The organism is Vibrio sp. JCM 18905 (assembly GCF_055393305.1).
On record NZ_AP043879.1, the window covers coordinates 731,392 to 748,135 of the forward strand.

16 protein-coding genes and 1 tRNA gene are annotated in these 16,744 nt (G+C 44.9%); 11 read left to right on the forward strand and 6 right to left on the reverse strand.

Features of this window, described 5'->3' with window-relative positions; all coding sequences use genetic code 11:
• Window positions 1-40 precede the first annotated feature (40 nt).
• From hemA to ybaK, 8 genes are all read left to right on the forward strand, one after another.
• Window positions 41-1,297 carry a glutamyl-tRNA reductase gene (gene hemA / locus ACZ5ZC_RS11635; RefSeq protein WP_005384104.1) on the forward strand — a complete coding sequence of 419 codons (1,257 nt, stop codon included), beginning with the start codon at window positions 41-43 and terminating at the stop codon, window positions 1,295-1,297.
• A gap of 29 nt (window positions 1,298-1,326) precedes the next feature.
• On the forward strand, window positions 1,327-2,415 hold the full coding sequence (gene prfA / locus ACZ5ZC_RS11640) for a peptide chain release factor 1 (protein WP_005382222.1): 1,089 nt from the start codon (window positions 1,327-1,329) through the stop codon (window positions 2,413-2,415).
• Window positions 2,416-2,418: 3 nt separating this feature from the next.
• Complete coding sequence (gene prmC, locus ACZ5ZC_RS11645) at window positions 2,419-3,273, forward strand: peptide chain release factor N(5)-glutamine methyltransferase (protein ID WP_203343825.1); 855 nt, start codon at window positions 2,419-2,421, stop codon at window positions 3,271-3,273.
• Between the two features lie 40 nt (window positions 3,274-3,313).
• Entirely contained in the window at window positions 3,314-3,697 is a 384-nt protein-coding gene (locus ACZ5ZC_RS11650) for a SirB2 family protein (RefSeq protein ID WP_005382225.1), read from the forward strand.
• A 6-nt stretch (window positions 3,698-3,703) separates the two neighbouring features.
• On the forward strand, window positions 3,704-4,513 hold the full coding sequence (locus tag ACZ5ZC_RS11655) for a SirB1 family protein (RefSeq protein ID WP_005384098.1): 810 nt from the start codon (window positions 3,704-3,706) through the stop codon (window positions 4,511-4,513).
• Between the two features lie 53 nt (window positions 4,514-4,566).
• Window positions 4,567-5,418 carry a 3-deoxy-8-phosphooctulonate synthase gene (gene kdsA, locus ACZ5ZC_RS11660; protein WP_005384095.1) on the forward strand — a complete coding sequence of 284 codons (852 nt, stop codon included), beginning with the start codon at window positions 4,567-4,569 and terminating at the stop codon, window positions 5,416-5,418.
• Between the two features lie 151 nt (window positions 5,419-5,569).
• On the forward strand, window positions 5,570-7,252 hold the full coding sequence (gene ushA / locus ACZ5ZC_RS11665) for a bifunctional UDP-sugar hydrolase/5'-nucleotidase UshA (RefSeq protein ID WP_464931932.1): 1,683 nt from the start codon (window positions 5,570-5,572) through the stop codon (window positions 7,250-7,252).
• Between the two features lie 102 nt (window positions 7,253-7,354).
• Entirely contained in the window at window positions 7,355-7,828 is a 474-nt protein-coding gene (ybaK, locus tag ACZ5ZC_RS11670; protein WP_005382231.1) for a Cys-tRNA(Pro) deacylase, read from the forward strand.
• Between the two features lie 65 nt (window positions 7,829-7,893).
• Here ybaK and rluF read toward each other — a convergent pair whose 3' ends face one another.
• The 3 genes from rluF to ACZ5ZC_RS11685 form a co-directional block, all read right to left on the reverse strand.
• Window positions 7,894-9,051: a 23S rRNA pseudouridine(2604) synthase RluF gene (rluF, locus tag ACZ5ZC_RS11675; RefSeq protein ID WP_054868252.1), complete on the reverse strand. Its 1,158-nt coding sequence runs from the start codon at window positions 9,049-9,051 to the stop codon at window positions 7,894-7,896.
• A 95-nt stretch (window positions 9,052-9,146) separates the two neighbouring features.
• The gene (gene smrA, locus ACZ5ZC_RS11680; protein ID WP_464931933.1) at window positions 9,147-9,728 is read right to left on the reverse strand and encodes a DNA endonuclease SmrA; all 582 of its coding nucleotides are present in this window, start codon (window positions 9,726-9,728) and stop codon (window positions 9,147-9,149) included.
• A 132-nt stretch (window positions 9,729-9,860) separates the two neighbouring features.
• Complete coding sequence (locus ACZ5ZC_RS11685; protein WP_005382236.1) at window positions 9,861-10,001, reverse strand: DUF3149 domain-containing protein; 141 nt, start codon at window positions 9,999-10,001, stop codon at window positions 9,861-9,863.
• Window positions 10,002-10,261: 260 nt separating this feature from the next.
• Between ACZ5ZC_RS11685 and ACZ5ZC_RS11690 the strand changes: the two genes are divergently transcribed.
• A tRNA-Pro gene (locus ACZ5ZC_RS11690) sits at window positions 10,262-10,338 on the forward strand.
• 184 nt (window positions 10,339-10,522) lie between these two features.
• Here ACZ5ZC_RS11690 and ACZ5ZC_RS11695 read toward each other — a convergent pair.
• Window positions 10,523-10,945, reverse strand: coding sequence for a hypothetical protein (locus ACZ5ZC_RS11695; protein WP_182037321.1), 423 nt, complete (start codon window positions 10,943-10,945; stop codon window positions 10,523-10,525).
• Between the two features lie 127 nt (window positions 10,946-11,072).
• The gene (locus tag ACZ5ZC_RS11700) at window positions 11,073-11,945 is read right to left on the reverse strand and encodes a TraB/GumN family protein (RefSeq protein ID WP_006743037.1); all 873 of its coding nucleotides are present in this window, start codon (window positions 11,943-11,945) and stop codon (window positions 11,073-11,075) included.
• A gap of 494 nt (window positions 11,946-12,439) precedes the next feature.
• Here ACZ5ZC_RS11700 and ACZ5ZC_RS11705 point away from each other — a divergent pair, with 494 nt between their 5' ends.
• Entirely contained in the window at window positions 12,440-15,091 is a 2,652-nt protein-coding gene (locus ACZ5ZC_RS11705; RefSeq protein WP_054868256.1) for a beta-N-acetylhexosaminidase, read from the forward strand.
• A gap of 438 nt (window positions 15,092-15,529) precedes the next feature.
• Entirely contained in the window at window positions 15,530-16,222 is a 693-nt protein-coding gene (locus tag ACZ5ZC_RS11710) for an oligogalacturonate-specific porin KdgM family protein (RefSeq protein WP_005382004.1), read from the forward strand.
• A gap of 55 nt (window positions 16,223-16,277) precedes the next feature.
• Here ACZ5ZC_RS11710 and ACZ5ZC_RS11715 read toward each other — a convergent pair whose 3' ends face one another.
• Window positions 16,278-16,727, reverse strand: coding sequence for a DUF411 domain-containing protein (locus ACZ5ZC_RS11715; RefSeq protein ID WP_012842060.1), 450 nt, complete (start codon window positions 16,725-16,727; stop codon window positions 16,278-16,280).
• Between the last annotated feature and the right edge of the window lie 17 nt (window positions 16,728-16,744).

Consider the following 16,744-nt stretch of genomic DNA (forward strand, 5'->3'; position numbering starts at 1 on the left):
TGGACCTATTTTATAACCTATCCCAGAGATACCACGTTAGATGTCCTTGCTTGCTATTGGAATCAATCACAATACAGCGTCTGTCGACTTGCGAGAGAAGGTGGCGTTTGGTCCGGATAAACTCGGCCCTGCACTCGAGCAACTTAGAGAGCACGAAGCGGTTAACGGCAGTGTGATTGTTTCAACCTGTAACCGAACTGAGTTGTACTGCGATGTTAAGCAAGGAGCGCGAAATAAGTTAATCGATTGGCTTGCTCAGTTTCATCAAGTGAGCCGCGAAGATTTAATGCCGAGTTTGTATGTGCATGAAGAACAAGCCGCAATTAAGCATTTGATGCGCGTATCATGCGGGCTAGATTCTCTGGTGTTGGGTGAGCCTCAAATTTTGGGGCAGGTAAAACAAGCATTTTCTGACTCGCGAGATCATCAAGCTGTCGATGCTTCAATTGATAAACTGTTTCAAAAGACGTTCTCAGTCGCCAAGCGTGTGAGAACAGAAACAGATATCGGCGGTAATGCTGTGTCCGTGGCTTATGCCGCATGTACATTGGCAAAACATATTTTTGAGTCGTTATCTGATTCAACCGTGCTTTTGGTTGGTGCGGGAGAGACGATTGAACTGGTCGCGAAGCATTTAGCATCCAACGGCTGCACAAAAATGATTGTCGCGAACCGCACTAAAGAGCGTGCGCAAGGCTTAGCGGATCAATTTGGCGCAGAAGTGATCAGTTTGAACGAAATTCCTGAACATTTGGCGAAAGCGGATATCGTGATTAGCTCAACGGCGAGCCCATTGCCTATTATTGGCAAAGGTATGGTCGAAACGGCTCTGAAGCAGCGCCGACATCAACCTATCTTGTTAGTCGATATTGCGGTGCCGCGAGATGTAGAGTCGGAAGTCGGTGAACTGAACGACGCATATTTGTATTCGGTTGATGACTTGCAATCTATCATCGACAGCAACATTGAGCAGCGTAAAGTCGAAGCGATTCAAGCCGAAGCGATTGTTAGTGAAGAAAGCGCTGCGTTTATGACATGGTTGCGTTCACTGCAAGCCGTCGATAGTATTCGCGACTATCGCAAATCAGCCAACGAAATTCGTGAAGAGTTACTGAGCAAAAGTTTGCAATCTTTAGCGGCGGGCGCAGATCCAGAGAAAGTGCTGCGCGAGCTGAGTAATAAACTCACCAACAAACTGATTCACGCTCCAACTCGCGCATTGCAAAGTGCGGCAGAGCAAGGCGAACCAGCAAAATTAACGATTATCCGCCAGACACTCGGCTTGGATGATCTATAACTCACGCTTTTTATTAAGAAAACGACACTATGAAAGCCTCTATTCTGACTAAGCTAGAAACGCTAGTAGAACGTTACGAAGAAGTTCAACATCTTCTTGGTGATCCTGATGTAATTGGAAATCAGGACAAATTCCGTGCTCTATCAAGAGAGTACTCTCAGCTAGAAGAAGTAACCAAGTGCTTCCAAGCTTATCAACAAGCACAAGAAGATCTTGTCGCCGCTGAAGAGATGGCAAACGAAGACGACGAAGAAATGCGTGAAATGGCGCAAGAAGAAATCAAAGAAGCGAAAGCGACGATTGAGCGTCTTACTGATGAGTTACAGATTCTTCTTCTGCCAAAAGATCCGAACGATGATCGTAACTGTTTCCTAGAAATTCGTGCAGGTGCGGGTGGCGACGAAGCGGGTATCTTCGCGGGTGATCTATTCCGTATGTACAGCAAGTACGCAGAAAAGCGTGGTTGGCGCATCGAAGTGATGTCTTCAAACGAAGCTGAACACGGTGGTTACAAAGAGATGATCGCAAAAGTGAGCGGCGACGGTGCGTACGGCGTACTGAAGTTTGAGTCTGGCGGTCACCGTGTACAGCGTGTTCCTGCAACTGAATCCCAAGGCCGTGTACATACTTCTGCATGTACCGTAGCGGTGATGGCGGAAATCCCAGAAGCGGATCTGCCAGAAATCAAAGCGGCAGACCTGAAAATCGATACGTTCCGTGCATCTGGCGCGGGTGGTCAGCACGTTAACACCACGGATTCTGCAATCCGTATTACCCACTTACCAACGGGTACGGTAGTAGAGTGTCAGGACGAGCGTTCACAGCACAAGAACAAAGCGAAAGCGATGGCAGTTCTTGCTGCTCGTATCGTTCAAGCGGAAGAAGAGCGTCGTGCCGCAGAAGTGTCTGATACACGTCGTAACCTTCTAGGTTCTGGTGACCGTAGTGACCGTATTCGTACATACAACTACCCACAAGGTCGTGTGTCTGATCACCGCATCAACCTGACCATCTACCGTTTGAACGAAGTGATGGAAGGTGACCTGCAGAGCTTGATTGATCCTGTGATTCAAGAGCACCAAGCAGACCAACTTGCGGCGCTCGCAGAGAACGGCTAATCGATGAGCCAAGTTCAATCAATTGAGCAAGCACTGAAAAGTGCGACGGTGAAACTGGCAGAAGGCGGCAAAGAGTCGCCTTCTCTCGATGCAGCTGTACTCCTCTGCCATGTCCTTGGCAAACCACGAACTTATCTACTGACCTGGCCAGAAAAAGCATTAGAAGCAGAGCAACAAGCGAAATTCGACGCTCTACTTGAACGACGTTTAGCTGGTGAACCCGTCGCTTATATTATTGGTGAGCGAGAGTTTTGGTCTCTACCGTTCAAAGTTTCTCCCTCTACCTTGATCCCAAGACCGGATACAGAACGTTTGGTCGAAGTTGCACTCGATAAGACCTATGAGCAAACAGGACCTATTTTAGATCTTGGAACGGGGACGGGGGCAATTGCTATCGCACTCGCATCTGAAATGCCAAAACGTCAAGTGATGGGCGTAGATCTCAAGCAAGAAGCGAAAGCACTTGCAGAGTATAATGCTGAGCAGCTAAACATCAAAAATGTGACCTTTGCTCAAGGCAGTTGGTTCGAGCCTATTACAGAAGGTACGAAGTTTGCTTTAATTGTCTCCAATCCGCCGTATATTGATGAAAAAGATCCACATTTATCCCAAGGTGATGTGCGCTTTGAGCCAAAATCTGCATTAGTTGCTAAGGAGAATGGTTTAGCCGATATCCGCCATATCTCGGATCTTGCTCGTCAGTATCTTGAAGTGGGCGGTTGGCTGGCATTCGAACATGGTTATGATCAGGGTGATGCCGTACGTGAGATAATGCGTGGTTTTGGTTACCAACAAGTTGCCACGGAAAAAGATTACGGCGGTAACGATCGAGTAACGCTCGGTTGTTTTGCCTGTTAATCACGGAAGTCAGCAAACACTAACTAAAAAGAGAAGAAAAATGTACGTAGCTCTAAAACACATACACTTAGTGACGATTGCGCTCAGCGCGACACTATTATCGATCCGATTCGTGTTAATGATGATGAACTCACCGAAGCGAAATAATCGCTTTTTGAAAGTGTTTCCCCACATCGTTGATACTGCATTGCTAGTGTCAGGTATCGCGCTTATTTTCATTACTGGTTTCATCCCGTTTACTGATGCCGCACCGTGGTTAACAAACAAAATCACCTGCGTACTGGCGTACATTGCACTCGGTTTCTTCTCGTTGAAGCTTGCGAAAAACAACCTACTGAAGATATTTGGCTTTTTCGGCGCATTAGGTTGGTTGGTCATGGCTGCAAACATTGCTGTGTCTAAGAGCCCTACGTTATTTGGATAAGACGTCATGTTAGAGTTTTTTGACGAAGATTTTGACAATATACCGTTGGTGGAAGGTGCGCTTGAGCTAAACAAAGCGATTAACCCAGAAACCAAAGTACATTGGGCGAAACAAGAGTTAGAGCGTCTTTACAAAGATGCAGAAGCCACGCTTGTTCATGAAACGGATGAAGAGCAGAGATTTGATGCATTCCTACGACTGTTTTTCCATGAGTGGGGATTCAAAGGCGACGAGCAGGAATACTTTATTTCGGACAACAGCTTTATCGATAAAGTGTTGGAGCGCAGAAAAGGTATTCCCGTGAGCTTAGGTTCGATTTTGTTATACCTAGGCAAAAAGCTGGGGTTCCCGTTGAAGGGAGTTACTTTCCCTACTCAGTTCCTGTTAAAAGTAGACTGGATGCATAAAAAGCCAGACTACATCAACCCATTTAATGGTGAGTATGTAGGTGAAAGGATTCTTCAAGCTTGGCTTATTGGCCAAGAAGGACCGCTAGCTCAGCTAAAGCCAGAACACTTTGAAGAAGCTGACAATCCAACCATTATTGGTCGCTGGTTAGCGTTGATCAAAAGCGCGATGTTACGTGAAGAGCACTACACGCTGGCGTTGCGTTGTACGAACCTTGCGTTAACCTTTGTGCCAGATGACCCATACGAGATTCGTGACCGTGGTTTTATTTTCCAACAGCTAGAGTGCCCTCAAGTGGCGGTGTCAGATTTTCAGTACTTTATTGACCAATGCCCTGACGATCCGGCTTCTGAGCTACTAAAATCACAAGTTAATGTGATGAGTGAAACGCACGTCACACTTCACTAATTTTATCGATGTGCCGAACTGTGGCGTATCGTGGACAGAAAAAGAGAATCAAAATGGAACAGAAAATCGTTAATATCGGCGACATTCAGGTTGCTAACGACAAGCCATTCACCCTATTTGCAGGTATGAACGTTCTTGAGTCTCGTGATCTTGCGATGCAGATCTGTGAGCACTACGTAAAAGTAACGGAAAAACTTGGCATTCCTTACGTATTTAAGGCGTCGTTTGACAAAGCAAACCGCAGTTCTGTTCATTCATACCGTGGCCCAGGCCTTGAAGAAGGTATGAAAATCTTCCAAGAGCTAAAAGACACATTTGGTGTGAAGATCATCACTGACGTTCACACTGAGGCGCAAGCTCAACCTGTCGCTGACGTGGTAGACGTTATTCAGCTTCCTGCATTCCTAGCTCGTCAAACTGACCTTGTTGAAGCAATGGCAAAAACAGGTGCGGTTATCAACGTGAAGAAACCTCAATTTATGAGCCCAGGTCAAGTGGGTAACATCGTTGAGAAGTTCGCGGAATGCGGTAACGACAAGATCATCCTATGTGAGCGCGGCTCTTGCCACGGCTACGATAACCTAGTCGTAGACATGCTTGGCTTTGGTGTGATGAAAAATGCATCGAAAGGCAGCCCAATCATCTTTGACGTAACGCACTCACTACAGATGCGTGATCCGTCAGGTGCGGCATCTGGCGGTCGTCGTGAGCAGACAGTTGAACTTGCGAAAGCGGGTCTAGCAACAGGCATCGCAGGTCTATTTATCGAGGCGCATCCAAACCCAGACCAAGCACGCTGTGATGGCCCATCTGCACTGCCGCTAGACAAGTTAGAACCGTTCCTAGCGCAAATGAAATCTCTTGATGATCTGATCAAGAGCTTTGCAGATATCGATATCAAGTAAACGCCAGATGACTGGTGATCAAATGCAATAGCCAACCTCGTGTTGGCTATTTTTTTATCAGATGGCGCATCATTCTCAGCTTCTTGCTGTAAAGGCTCTAGGCCGCTGGGAATGTGCATCAGTGACTCCCAATAAGAAAAAAGGTAAATAAATGAATCAGCGTCTGATTATTAAAACTGCGTTGAGTGCCGCTATTTTGGTCTCGTTAGCTGGGTGTGCTACGCAACCTGCACCAGAATGGAATGCAGATACAACCTATAAATTGACCGTGCTACACACTAACGATCATCACGGTCGTTTTTGGCAAAATCGATACGGCGAGTACGGTATGGCGGCACGTAAAACGTTAATAGATGATTTGCGTGAAGAAATACAAGCAGAGGGGGGCAGTGTGTTACTGCTTTCTGGTGGTGACATCAACACTGGAGTACCTGAGTCTGATTTACAAGATGCCGAGCCAGATTTTAAAGGCATGAGCAAAATTGGTTACGATGCGATGGCGCTAGGTAATCATGAGTTTGATAATCCATTGGATGTGCTTTTCAAGCAGCAAGAGTGGGCAAGTTTTCCGATGTTGTCTGCCAATATTTACGATAAAAATACTGGCAAGCGCCTATTCCAACCGTACGCGATGTTTAAAAAACAGGGTATTAAGATTGCAGTAATTGGTCTTACAACCGAAGATACAGCGAAACTTGGCAACCCTGAATTCATTGAACAAATTGACTTCCGTGACCCAAAAGAAGAAGCCAAGAATCTAATTGCTGAGCTGAAAGAAACAGAGTACCCAGACCTTATTTTTGCTGTCACACATATGGGACACTATGAGAATGGCAATAGAGGCATCAATGCCCCTGGCGATGTGGCGTTAGCTCGTTATTTGAGTGAAGGTGATCTGGATATGATTGTCGGTGGTCACTCACAAGAGCCGGTTTGCATGGAAGGTCCAAACGTCATCAAAAAGAGCTTTCAACCGGGTGATGAATGTCAGCCTGATCAACAAAATGGTGCTTATATTGTTCAGGCACATGAGTGGGGGAAATATGTGGGACGCGCCGATTACGAGTTTCGTAATGGTGAACTCTCGATGGTGAGCTACGATCTGATCCCAGTAAACTTGAAAAAGAAAATTAAAGTTGATGGTCAGTCGCAACGAGTTTTGATCCAAGAAGAGATTGAACAAGACGAAGCGATGCTTGAGTTTCTTCGTCCTTATCAAGAAAAAGGTCAGGGCAAGCTAAACGTGAAGATTGCAGAATCTAACGGTAAGCTTGAGGGTGACCGCAATGTGGTGCGTTACCAGCAAACTAACTTAGGTCGATTGATTGCAACGGCTCATATGGAACGTGCAAAAGCAGATTTCGCCGTAATGAATTCTGGCGGCGTTCGTGATTCGATTGCAGCAGGTGACATTACCTACAAAGATGTGCTGACTGTTCAGCCATTTGGCAATATGGTCTCTTACGTTGATATGACGGGCAAAGAAGTATTGGATTACCTAAATGTCGTTGCAACTAAGCCTGTCGACTCTGGAGCTTACGCGCAGTTTGCGGGTATTGCGATGAGTATCAATAATGGTGAGGTAACCAATGTGTTCATTGGGAATAAACAACTTCGCTTAGATGGTAATTACCGCTTTACCGTACCAAGCTATAATGCCGCTGGTGGTGATGGTTACCCTAAAATCGACGATCATCCAGGGTATGTAAATACAGGTTTTACCGATGCTGAGGTTTTGAAGGATTATTTAGAAACACATAGCCCTATTGATGTTAATGAGTATGCCCCTTCAGGTGAAATCACGTATTTAGTTGATACGGCGATTGATCAGTAACCCAACAGAGAAAAAGCGATTGACTCAAACTCGCTGATATCATTAACTAAAAGCGCAGAGCCGATTCAATCTGCGCTTTTTGTTTTTATGAGGAGAATCTTGATGACTCCGGCCATTAATCTTGCGAAAAAGAAAAAAATTCCACACACGATTCATCAGTATGAGCACGACCCTAGAGCCGATAGTTATGGCTTGGAGGCTGCTGAAGTACTGGGGCAGGATCCGAAAACAGTATTTAAAACCTTGCTGTTCTGCTTGAACGGCGAGCCAAAGAACCTTGCGGTTGCGATTATCCCTGTTGATCAAAAGCTGAACCTAAAACTGGCAGCGAAAGCAGCGAAGGGCAAAAAGGCCGATATGGCTGATCCGGAAATCGCGCAAAAGACCACAGGTTATGTTGTTGGTGGGATTAGCCCACTGGGGCAGAAGAAAGCTTTACCTACTTTTTTGCACGAAAGCGCAGCAGAGCAAGACACCATCTGTGTGAGTGCAGGTAAACGTGGTTTAGAAATCGAGTTAGCCCCGAGAGATTTGCTGAGCTTAACTCGCGGTCAGTTTGCACCTCTTTGTTTGTAAACTCATGACAAATAAAAAGGACGCTCATGAGCGTCCTTTTTTTGATCTTGCCTGTTAGTGAAGCGTTACTTCTTCAGACTCAATGTACCACCGGTGCGTTTAGCTGGTTTGCTTGGCTTCGTGGCATTTGGGTTCATGTAATGCTGCTTAGGCTTACTCGGTGATTGAGGCTTGTTTGCTGAGTGCGTATTGCTCGATGCATCTGGTTTACGGTGCGATTTTCCATGCTCGCCTTGCGGTCTGCTACGTTCACCTTGTGGTTTCGCTTTGTAATGTTCTTTAGCTGGACGTCCGCCTTCATCATCACGCTGACGACGCTTTTGTTGGCCTTTTTTCGAGTTTGGTGCGTGACGGAATTCATCAGCATTGTTACCACGGAAAGTTCGTGTCTTCTGGTTACGACGAGCAGTAGAATCTTGGTTTTCTTCACGGCTATCAAACAGCTTTGCGTCGGTCGCTTTACGAATATTACGACCTCTAGAGTCTGTTTTTGATGCCTCTTCTGTACCCACCGAACCATCGCACATAGCAAGAATCTCAGCGACTTCATCGTCAGTTAAGTAACGCCATTTTCCGTTCGGAATACCGTCAAGAGAGATATTCATGATTCGAACACGACGAAGCTTAAAGACTTCGTAACCTAGTGCTTCACACATACGACGGATTTGGCGGTTAAGTCCTTGAGTGAGCACAATACGGAAAGAGAACTTAGTCTCTTTCGTTATCTTACAAGGTAGAGTGACGGTATCGAGAATCTTAACGCCGCTCGACATCTGTTTGAGAAACTCACCTGTAATCGGTTTGTCCACGCGCACAACGTACTCTTTTTCGTGGCTGTTGCCAGCACGGAGGATTTTGTTAACGATGTCGCCATCGTTGGTCAAAAAAATCAGACCATCAGAGGGTTTATCCAAGCGGCCGATCGGAAAGATACGTTTTTTGTGACCGATAAAATCAACGATGTTTCCAGGTACATCTCGTTCTGTTGTACAGGTGATGCCTGTTGGTTTATTGAGAGCGATATAAATCGGCTTCTCTTTTGCTGCAACTGGCTTACCATCCACACAAACATCATCACCAGGTAGCACTTTTGTACCCATTTCAGGCTTGTTTCCATTAATGGTGACACGACCTTGTTCAATTAGTCTGTCTGCCTCACGGCGTGAACAAAAGCCAGTTTCACTGATGAATTTATTTAATCGTTTAGCGTTGTCTTGTGACATTTTTGTCTCCTAACGTTTCACAACGGCGAATGAAGTTTCCTTCCCGTGAAAGGGAAGGAAGAATAAGGGCGGGCATTCTAGCATTAGGGTGAAATTTAGCCCAACCGTTTTTGGTGACGTTCGCGAGTTTCTAATTTCTTTTCCGCACTTTTTCTAAGTAGAACGTAAACGGCTCCGGTTCCACCGTGAAAGCGTTGCGCACTATGCACGCACTGAACTTCCCTGATTTGTTGTAGCCAGCTGCTAACAAAGCTTTTCATTAGTGCTGGTGGATTTGAGCGTTCTCCTCGGCCGTGGACAATAACGACCGTTCGTATGTCCATTGATAGGCACTGTTTTAAAAACTTTACGACTTCATCACGAGCTTCTTTCAATGTTTTACGATGCAGATCTAGGCTTGCTTGGATTGGATATTTGCCAAGACGAAGCTTGCGGTAAACCCCGTCTTGTACGCCATCACGTTTAAACTCAACAAAGTCCTCTGGTTTCAGCATTTCTGCGTGATCAAGTGACAGGTATTCTGGGTCATCTTCTGTTAGCCAGATTGCCGCTTCTCTCTTGGCGAGCTGCGCTTCGGTTACTTGGTGTACTTTTTTGTGTTCGGCGGTGTCTTGAGTGATCGGCTTTACATCGCCCATCATCTGTTGGAACAGATCAAAATCGTCATCGTGAGACATAGTAGTAATCTCATTAAGAACAGGGAGGAATAATAGGATTATATCAATGAGTGGTGCATTGAGATCAAATAAAAAACCGGAGTAGGCAAGTAACCGACTCCGGTGCAAAGCGTTTCTAGAGCTAAGCGAGATCTAGTGAGGAGATTTGTCGTTCATGATCTTGTATATGAAGAAACCGCCGTAAAATAACATCAGACCAATTGCCCCAAAGATTACTATCATTGACGATAGACCCACTGCATTACCAAATAGGAGATCAAGCCAAAAGTCCATACGTTTCCTCCAAGATGTTCCCGACAGGCATAAAACTAAATGGCAGTGCCTTGTTGCACACTGATCTGGATCAATTATGTTGCTAAGGTTAATAAACTGTATTTTGTTGTGAGTTATCAGTCACATTTTACGTGCTAGTGTTCAGTTATTCATCAAACGAATTAAGACCTAAGGTTTTTTTGTAAAAAGCACTTGCGTCACAGTTCAGAATCCGTAATATACGCATTCGTTGACGGGGACAAGTCCTCAGTTAAACATCTCGGTGAATAGCGCAGTTTGGTAGCGCATCTGGTTTGGGACCAGAGGGTCGGGGGTTCGAATCCCTCTTCACCGACCACTTTTAGAAAGCCTGCTCAATGAGCAGGCTTTCGTCGTTTTTAGCGCTAGTAATTTTAGACTTCAATAGTATCGAGCCAAATGGGTTCACCTGACGTTAGAATATGGCACTTCACCGACACGTATTAAGAGGAAGGCTCTACAGAGATGTAGGGCCTTTTCATTTTTTAGAGCGAGTAAATTTATTACTTGATGTCACACGAGATAGTGCTGATAGGAGTTTCAGAAGTTGTGAAGCAAACATAAGCGGTCTTTGGATGGTTTGGACCAACTTTGATGTAACCTGCTTTTAGTTCGTCTTCATCAAACGTGACAGATTGAGATTTGCTCGTACTTCCATCAAAGTAAACAGCTTCAAAGCCTTGATTCATCATATGTGCGACGCGATTTCGGGTATGGTTAGTGGAAAAAGTGATGTTCGCACAACGCATCATTGGTTTTTCGGTAATAAGAAACTGGCCACTCTCTTTATCTAATACCCCGCCTTTTGCTTCTGGGGTTATATCAATAGCTTGAAAATTTTCTACGTTACATGACGGTTTAGCATAAGCAAGCGATGAAGTGAGCATCATGCTGCTCACGCATAGGAATAAAGCTTTAAATTTCATATGAGTTATTATGTATCCGCATAGGTTAGAGTCGTTTTAGCAGAGGAGTAAACCATTGTCAGTGATCGTGTTAGCGTGATGCCTGGCTATTCATCATTGATGAGGCCGGCTGCCTTCAAATAAATTTCTAAATATGGCACCTAGCTTGGCGGGTTTTACCGAGTGGTTTTATGTCAAAGCCCCTTTTTTTAAGCAGCTCAATTAGATTATCTTTACCAACTAAATGCAAACTGCCGACAACAACGGTATAGCGACCCGAACGTTGAGGTAGGACACTGCCAGTATCAAGCTTTTTTGCCCAATCTCGATTGCGCTCATATAAGAAAGCCTGATTAAAATCTTCTGTTGCTTGATCGGTTAATGATGCCTCGACCAACATACTACCATCACCGCTCTTCCAGCTTTCTATCAAACACTGAACCAATTCTTCCCCACCGTCATATTCTTCAATTGACGAGAGGAGCATCTCTTTACCGCCTTCTGATTGACCTGCTATTAAATCAATTTGGAATTGCACGGACTCCAGTGGAATGACCGGGATTTGTTTTTTATCAGCGAGTCCTATTAAGTGCATGTCGACCCCTTTATCAGAGACATACCCCAGTTTGTTAACTAAAGCGAGTTGGATGGTTAATGCAGCCGTCCATGGTGGAGAATTCAAAAGTTGAGTTTCTGGCAACCCTAAATCTTGTGCTATCTCGACTAAGTGGCGACGTTGAGCCTTGTCTAAAACATCTTTAGAAAGAATGGTTGTTTGTGGGTAAACCAAGCCTTCAGAGTTTCTGACATCAGCTTCGATAATCAATCCAGCGCTTTGGCTTAAGTGCTGAGTAATAGTTTTAGGGAGCGGGTACATCGTTTTATCGCCCACATGCACAGAGCCAATGATCATCAGCTCGGTTTCCCCTTTTTTTGCTAGCCAATGTTGCGGTTCTGCATAAGAGGAAAAGGGAGCAAAGGCAACAAGTAGGGATGATATGAGTGTCAAGAGACGAAACATAGAATGGTCCTCAGGTAAGTACCTTTAAACTTTATACGCAAAAATGCTTGAGGTTAAGTGCAATTTCTCTAGTGGGGATATTCGACAAAATCGTCATTTCTAAAAATATTGACGAGTTTTGACGATGAATAAATGAGAGTCACTTCACGAAAGATAAATAGGTCATTCGCTTACTAATGGTTCACAAAATAATTAGGCGTGATCCAAATCTTACAAAATCAGTCGTAACTCATGAATATTAGTGACCTAGATCGCAGCAAACTCGTCAAAACAAGTTGTTCGATTTTGACGTGGCTTGTAACTTCATGAAAGTTAAGTTTTTATGGTTTTTGCTGAGTATCATTTTTTGAACTAGATCACTTCCTATTTCTATTTATTTTACGCTTAGAAATAACTGGTTGTATGTTGAATGCAACTGTTAGGCCCCTCGCATTTGAGGAGCCGCGATTTTTATCATTGTCGTTTTGAACCACTGACTTTTTTGGGGAAGTAAGATGTTTAAACCTAGTCTGATTGCTGTTTCTGTTATCACCACATTAGCAGGTTGCTCTGCTCTGCAAAGCTCTGAGCAACAAGCTGTAAATTCACTGGCTAATAACCTTGATATTCAATACCAAGTGTTGACTAACCACGGTGCAAACGAAGGTCTTGCTTGTCAGGATTTAGGAGCTGAGTGGGCTTCTTGTAACAAGGTGAACATGACGCTAGTTAACCAAGGTGAAGCGGTTAACTCTAAAGATTGGGCTATCTACTTCCACAGCATTCGTCTGATTTTGGATGTAGATAATGATCAGTTCAAAATTTCTCGTGTAACGGGTGACCTACACAAACTGGAACCAACAGATAAGTTTGATGGCTTTGCGGCGGGCGAAGAAGTGGTACTTCCACTAATTGGCGAATACTGGCAGTTATTTGAAACCGACTTTATGCCAGGCGCTTTCGTGGCTGCACCAAACGCAGAACCTAAGATGATCGCTTCTCTTAACACAGAAGACGTTGCATCTTTCGTGACTGGCCTTGAAGGTAACAACCTAAAACGTACGCCAGATGACAACAACGTATTTGCAAACGCTGTGTCTCGTTTCGAGAAGAACGAAGACCTAGCAACACAAGACGTATCAACCACGTTACTACCAACGCCAATGTCTGTTGAAGCAGGCAAAGGTACAGTAGATATCGCGGCGGGTATTGCGCTGCCTAAAGACGCATTCGATGCGACTCAATACGCAGCAATTCAAGATCGTGCAGAAGTGGTAGGTGTGGACGTTCGTGGTGATCTTCCTGTAAGCATCACTGTTGTTCCTGCAGACTTCACCGGTGAATTGGCAAAATCTGGTGCTTACGAGATGAGCATCAAAGGCGATGGTATTGCGATTAAAGCGTTTGACCAAGCAGGTGCTTTCTACGCAGTACAATCTATCTTTGGCCTGGTAGATAGCCAAAATGCTGATTCTCTACCACAACTGTCTATTCAAGATGCACCTCGCTTTGATTACCGTGGTGTGATGGTAGATGTAGCTCGTAACTTCCACTCTAAAGACGCCATTCTTGCAACGCTAGACCAAATGGCAGCGTACAAGATGAACAAACTTCACCTTCACCTAACCGATGATGAAGGCTGGCGTTTGGAAATCCCAGGCCTACCTGAGTTGACAGAGGTTGGCGCTAATCGTTGTTTCGATACACAAGAGAAAAGCTGCGTACTGCCTCAGCTTGGTTCCGGTCCAACGACAGACAACTTTGGCTCTGGCTACTTCAGTAAAACAGACTACGTGGAAATCTTGAAATACGCGAAAGCGCGTAACATTGAAGTCATTCCCGAAATCGATATGCCAGCACACGCGCGTGCAGCGGTAGTATCAATGGAAGCACGTTACGACCGCCTGATGGAAGAAGGTAAGGAAGCTGAAGCGAACGAATACCGCCTGATGGATCCTCAAGATGCTTCTAATGTCACTACGGTTCAGTTCTACGATAAGCAAAGCTTTATCAACCCGTGTATGGAATCTTCCACTCGCTTTGTAGATAAAGTGATTTCAGAAGTGGCAGCAATGCACGCTGAAGCTGGGGCACCGCTAACGACATGGCACTTTGGTGGTGACGAGGCGAAGAACATCAAGCTAGGTGCTGGTTTCCAAGACGTTAACGCAGAAGACAAAGTAAGCTGGAAAGGCACGATTGACCTGTCGAAACAAGACAAGCCATTCGCGCAATCTCCACAGTGTCAGGCGTTAATCGCAGAAGGCACAGTGAGTGATTTTGCTCACCTACCGAGTCATTTTGCGCAAGAAGTATCAAAATTAGTTGCTGAGAAAGGCATTCCAAACTTCCAAGCATGGCAAGATGGTTTGAAATACAGCGAAGGTGAGAAAGCATTCGCAACAGAAAATACGCGTGTTAACTTCTGGGACGTTCTTTACTGGGGTGGTACATCATCAGTGTACGAGTGGTCTGAGAAAGGTTACGACGTGATCGTTTCTAACCCTGACTATGTGTACATGGACATGCCATACGAAGTTGATCCGAAAGAGCGTGGTTACTACTGGGCAACACGTGCAACCGATACGCGTAAGATGTTTGGCTTTGCACCAGAGAACATGCCTCAGAACGCAGAAACCTCTGTAGACCGCGATGGCAACGGCTTTACTGGTAAAGGTGAAATCGAAGCGAAACCTTTCTACGGTCTATCAGCACAGCTTTGGTCTGAGACAGTACGTAACGATGAGCAATACGAGTACATGGTATTCCCTCGCGTACTCGCAGCCGCTGAGCGTGCATGGCACCGCGCAGTTTGGGAGAACGACTACAAAGTCGGTGTTGAGTACTCGCAAAACTCTAACCTAGTTGATAAAGCATCGCTAAACCAAGACTACAACCGCTTTGCGAACGTGCTTGGCCAACGTGAACTGGCTAAGCTAGAAAAATCTGGTATCGACTACCGCCTTCCAATTCCTGGTGCGAAAGTAGAAAACGGCAAGCTAGCTATGAACGTTCAGTTCCCTGGCGTTGAACTGCAATACTCATTAGACGGTCAAAACTGGCTGACTTACGCAGACAATGCTCGTCCAAGTGTGAAAGGAGAAGTGTTTATCCGCTCTGTATCGGCGACAGGGGAAAGAGCAAGCCGCGTAACTAGCGTGAAATAACCTTAATCTTCTCAGCTAAATTTAAGCAAACCCTCAATGTCATGTTGAGGGTTTCTTTATTTTTATGGGAAATTAAGTGTGACCAATGTCTGATTATTTTTCATTGATAAATAAGTTTTAGCTTGTAATGGTCAGGGTTATTGTGAACTGGATCGACTTAATTTGCTAAATGTCAATAAATTACCTGTTTATGATCACACTTCTATTTTTTGAATCATTATAGAAAAATACGGTAAGTGCCTGTATTTGCCATACTTTTATCAGGGTTGTTGAGCGTCGGTTTGAACAAGATCACTTTTTAAAATGTTTTATTTTCCATCGCGAATTAATTGGAACAATATTGCGATCGCCAAGGAGGCACATTCCAAAGTTTGCGATAAAAGGGAAGAGAAGCCCTTTAAAACCGTCGCATAACGTGAATAAATAAAGGCAGTAATTATGAAAAACATTTTTGCACTGAGTGCTCTTTCTCTCGCTTTCGCTTCTAGCGCTTTTGCTGGTTCTTCTTACGTAACAGGTAACGTTCAATTCCACGATGATGGTCGAATCCATGGTTCGGACGTTACGTCTACATTGGAAGCTGGTCATACTTTTGATAACCAATTCGGTGGCTTTACGGTTTACACCGAGTTTGATGGTATTCAGCTGGGTAAACTGGAAACAGAAAACGGTGGCGCGGGTAACACAACACCAGCAATCACTGTGGGTGGTGAGCAGTCATTTAACATTACCGATCATTTATGGGTTGCAGCGGGTTACCAACACTTGTTCTCTGCTGGCGAGAACGTACAGTACCGTCCATTGGTTAAGATCGGTTACAACTTCGATAACGGTATCTCGCTAAGTAACCGTACTCGTGCGCATATTGATGCGACAGACGCAGATGCGGATACAGATTACCGTATGGATAACCGTATTGGTTACGTGATGAATGAAGATGTGACGCTAAGCTACAACAACGTCTACATGATTGAAGCGGAAACGATGGACCACGAGCTTCGCGCAACGTGGACACGTAAAGGTGTTCAGCCTTACTTTGAGTTCCGTAGCCAAGCACACGGTGCAGAAAACGCAAGTGGTGATAGCCTAGTTAACAATGCGTTTGTATTTGGTGCCTCTTACGGCTTCTAATCTTATATTTGTCCATTAAGAAAAAGCCCAGCAATTGATTTGCTGGGCTTTCTTGTTATTTGTCGTTGCCTTCGTGGTGGCTATATTCGAACACTTGGCCTTTTTCGTTAAAGGCGTAAACAGTGTAGCTGTCTTTTTTATCGCCATACTCCATACCAGGGGAACCCATTGGCATGCCCGGTACCGAGAGCCCTTTTGCGTTACGTGGTGGATTTTCTAAGAATGCTTTAATGTCTTCGGCTGGAATGTGACCTTCGAACACATAGCCGTTGATTTCTGCTGTGTGGCAAGAGTAAAGCTGTTCGTTCTTGATGCCTAGATCGCGTTTTATGGCGTTCATGTCATCGTGCAATTTCTCTTCGACCGTAAATCCGTTCTCTTCCATGTGTTTTGTCCATTCACCACAGCAGCCGCAGTATGGCGATTTGTGGTTAATGACATCAGCTGCCAATACGTTGGCGGATGCGGTCGCAAGCATTGCAAAGGTCAATAATTTCAACTTCATAATAGCCTCAAATATAA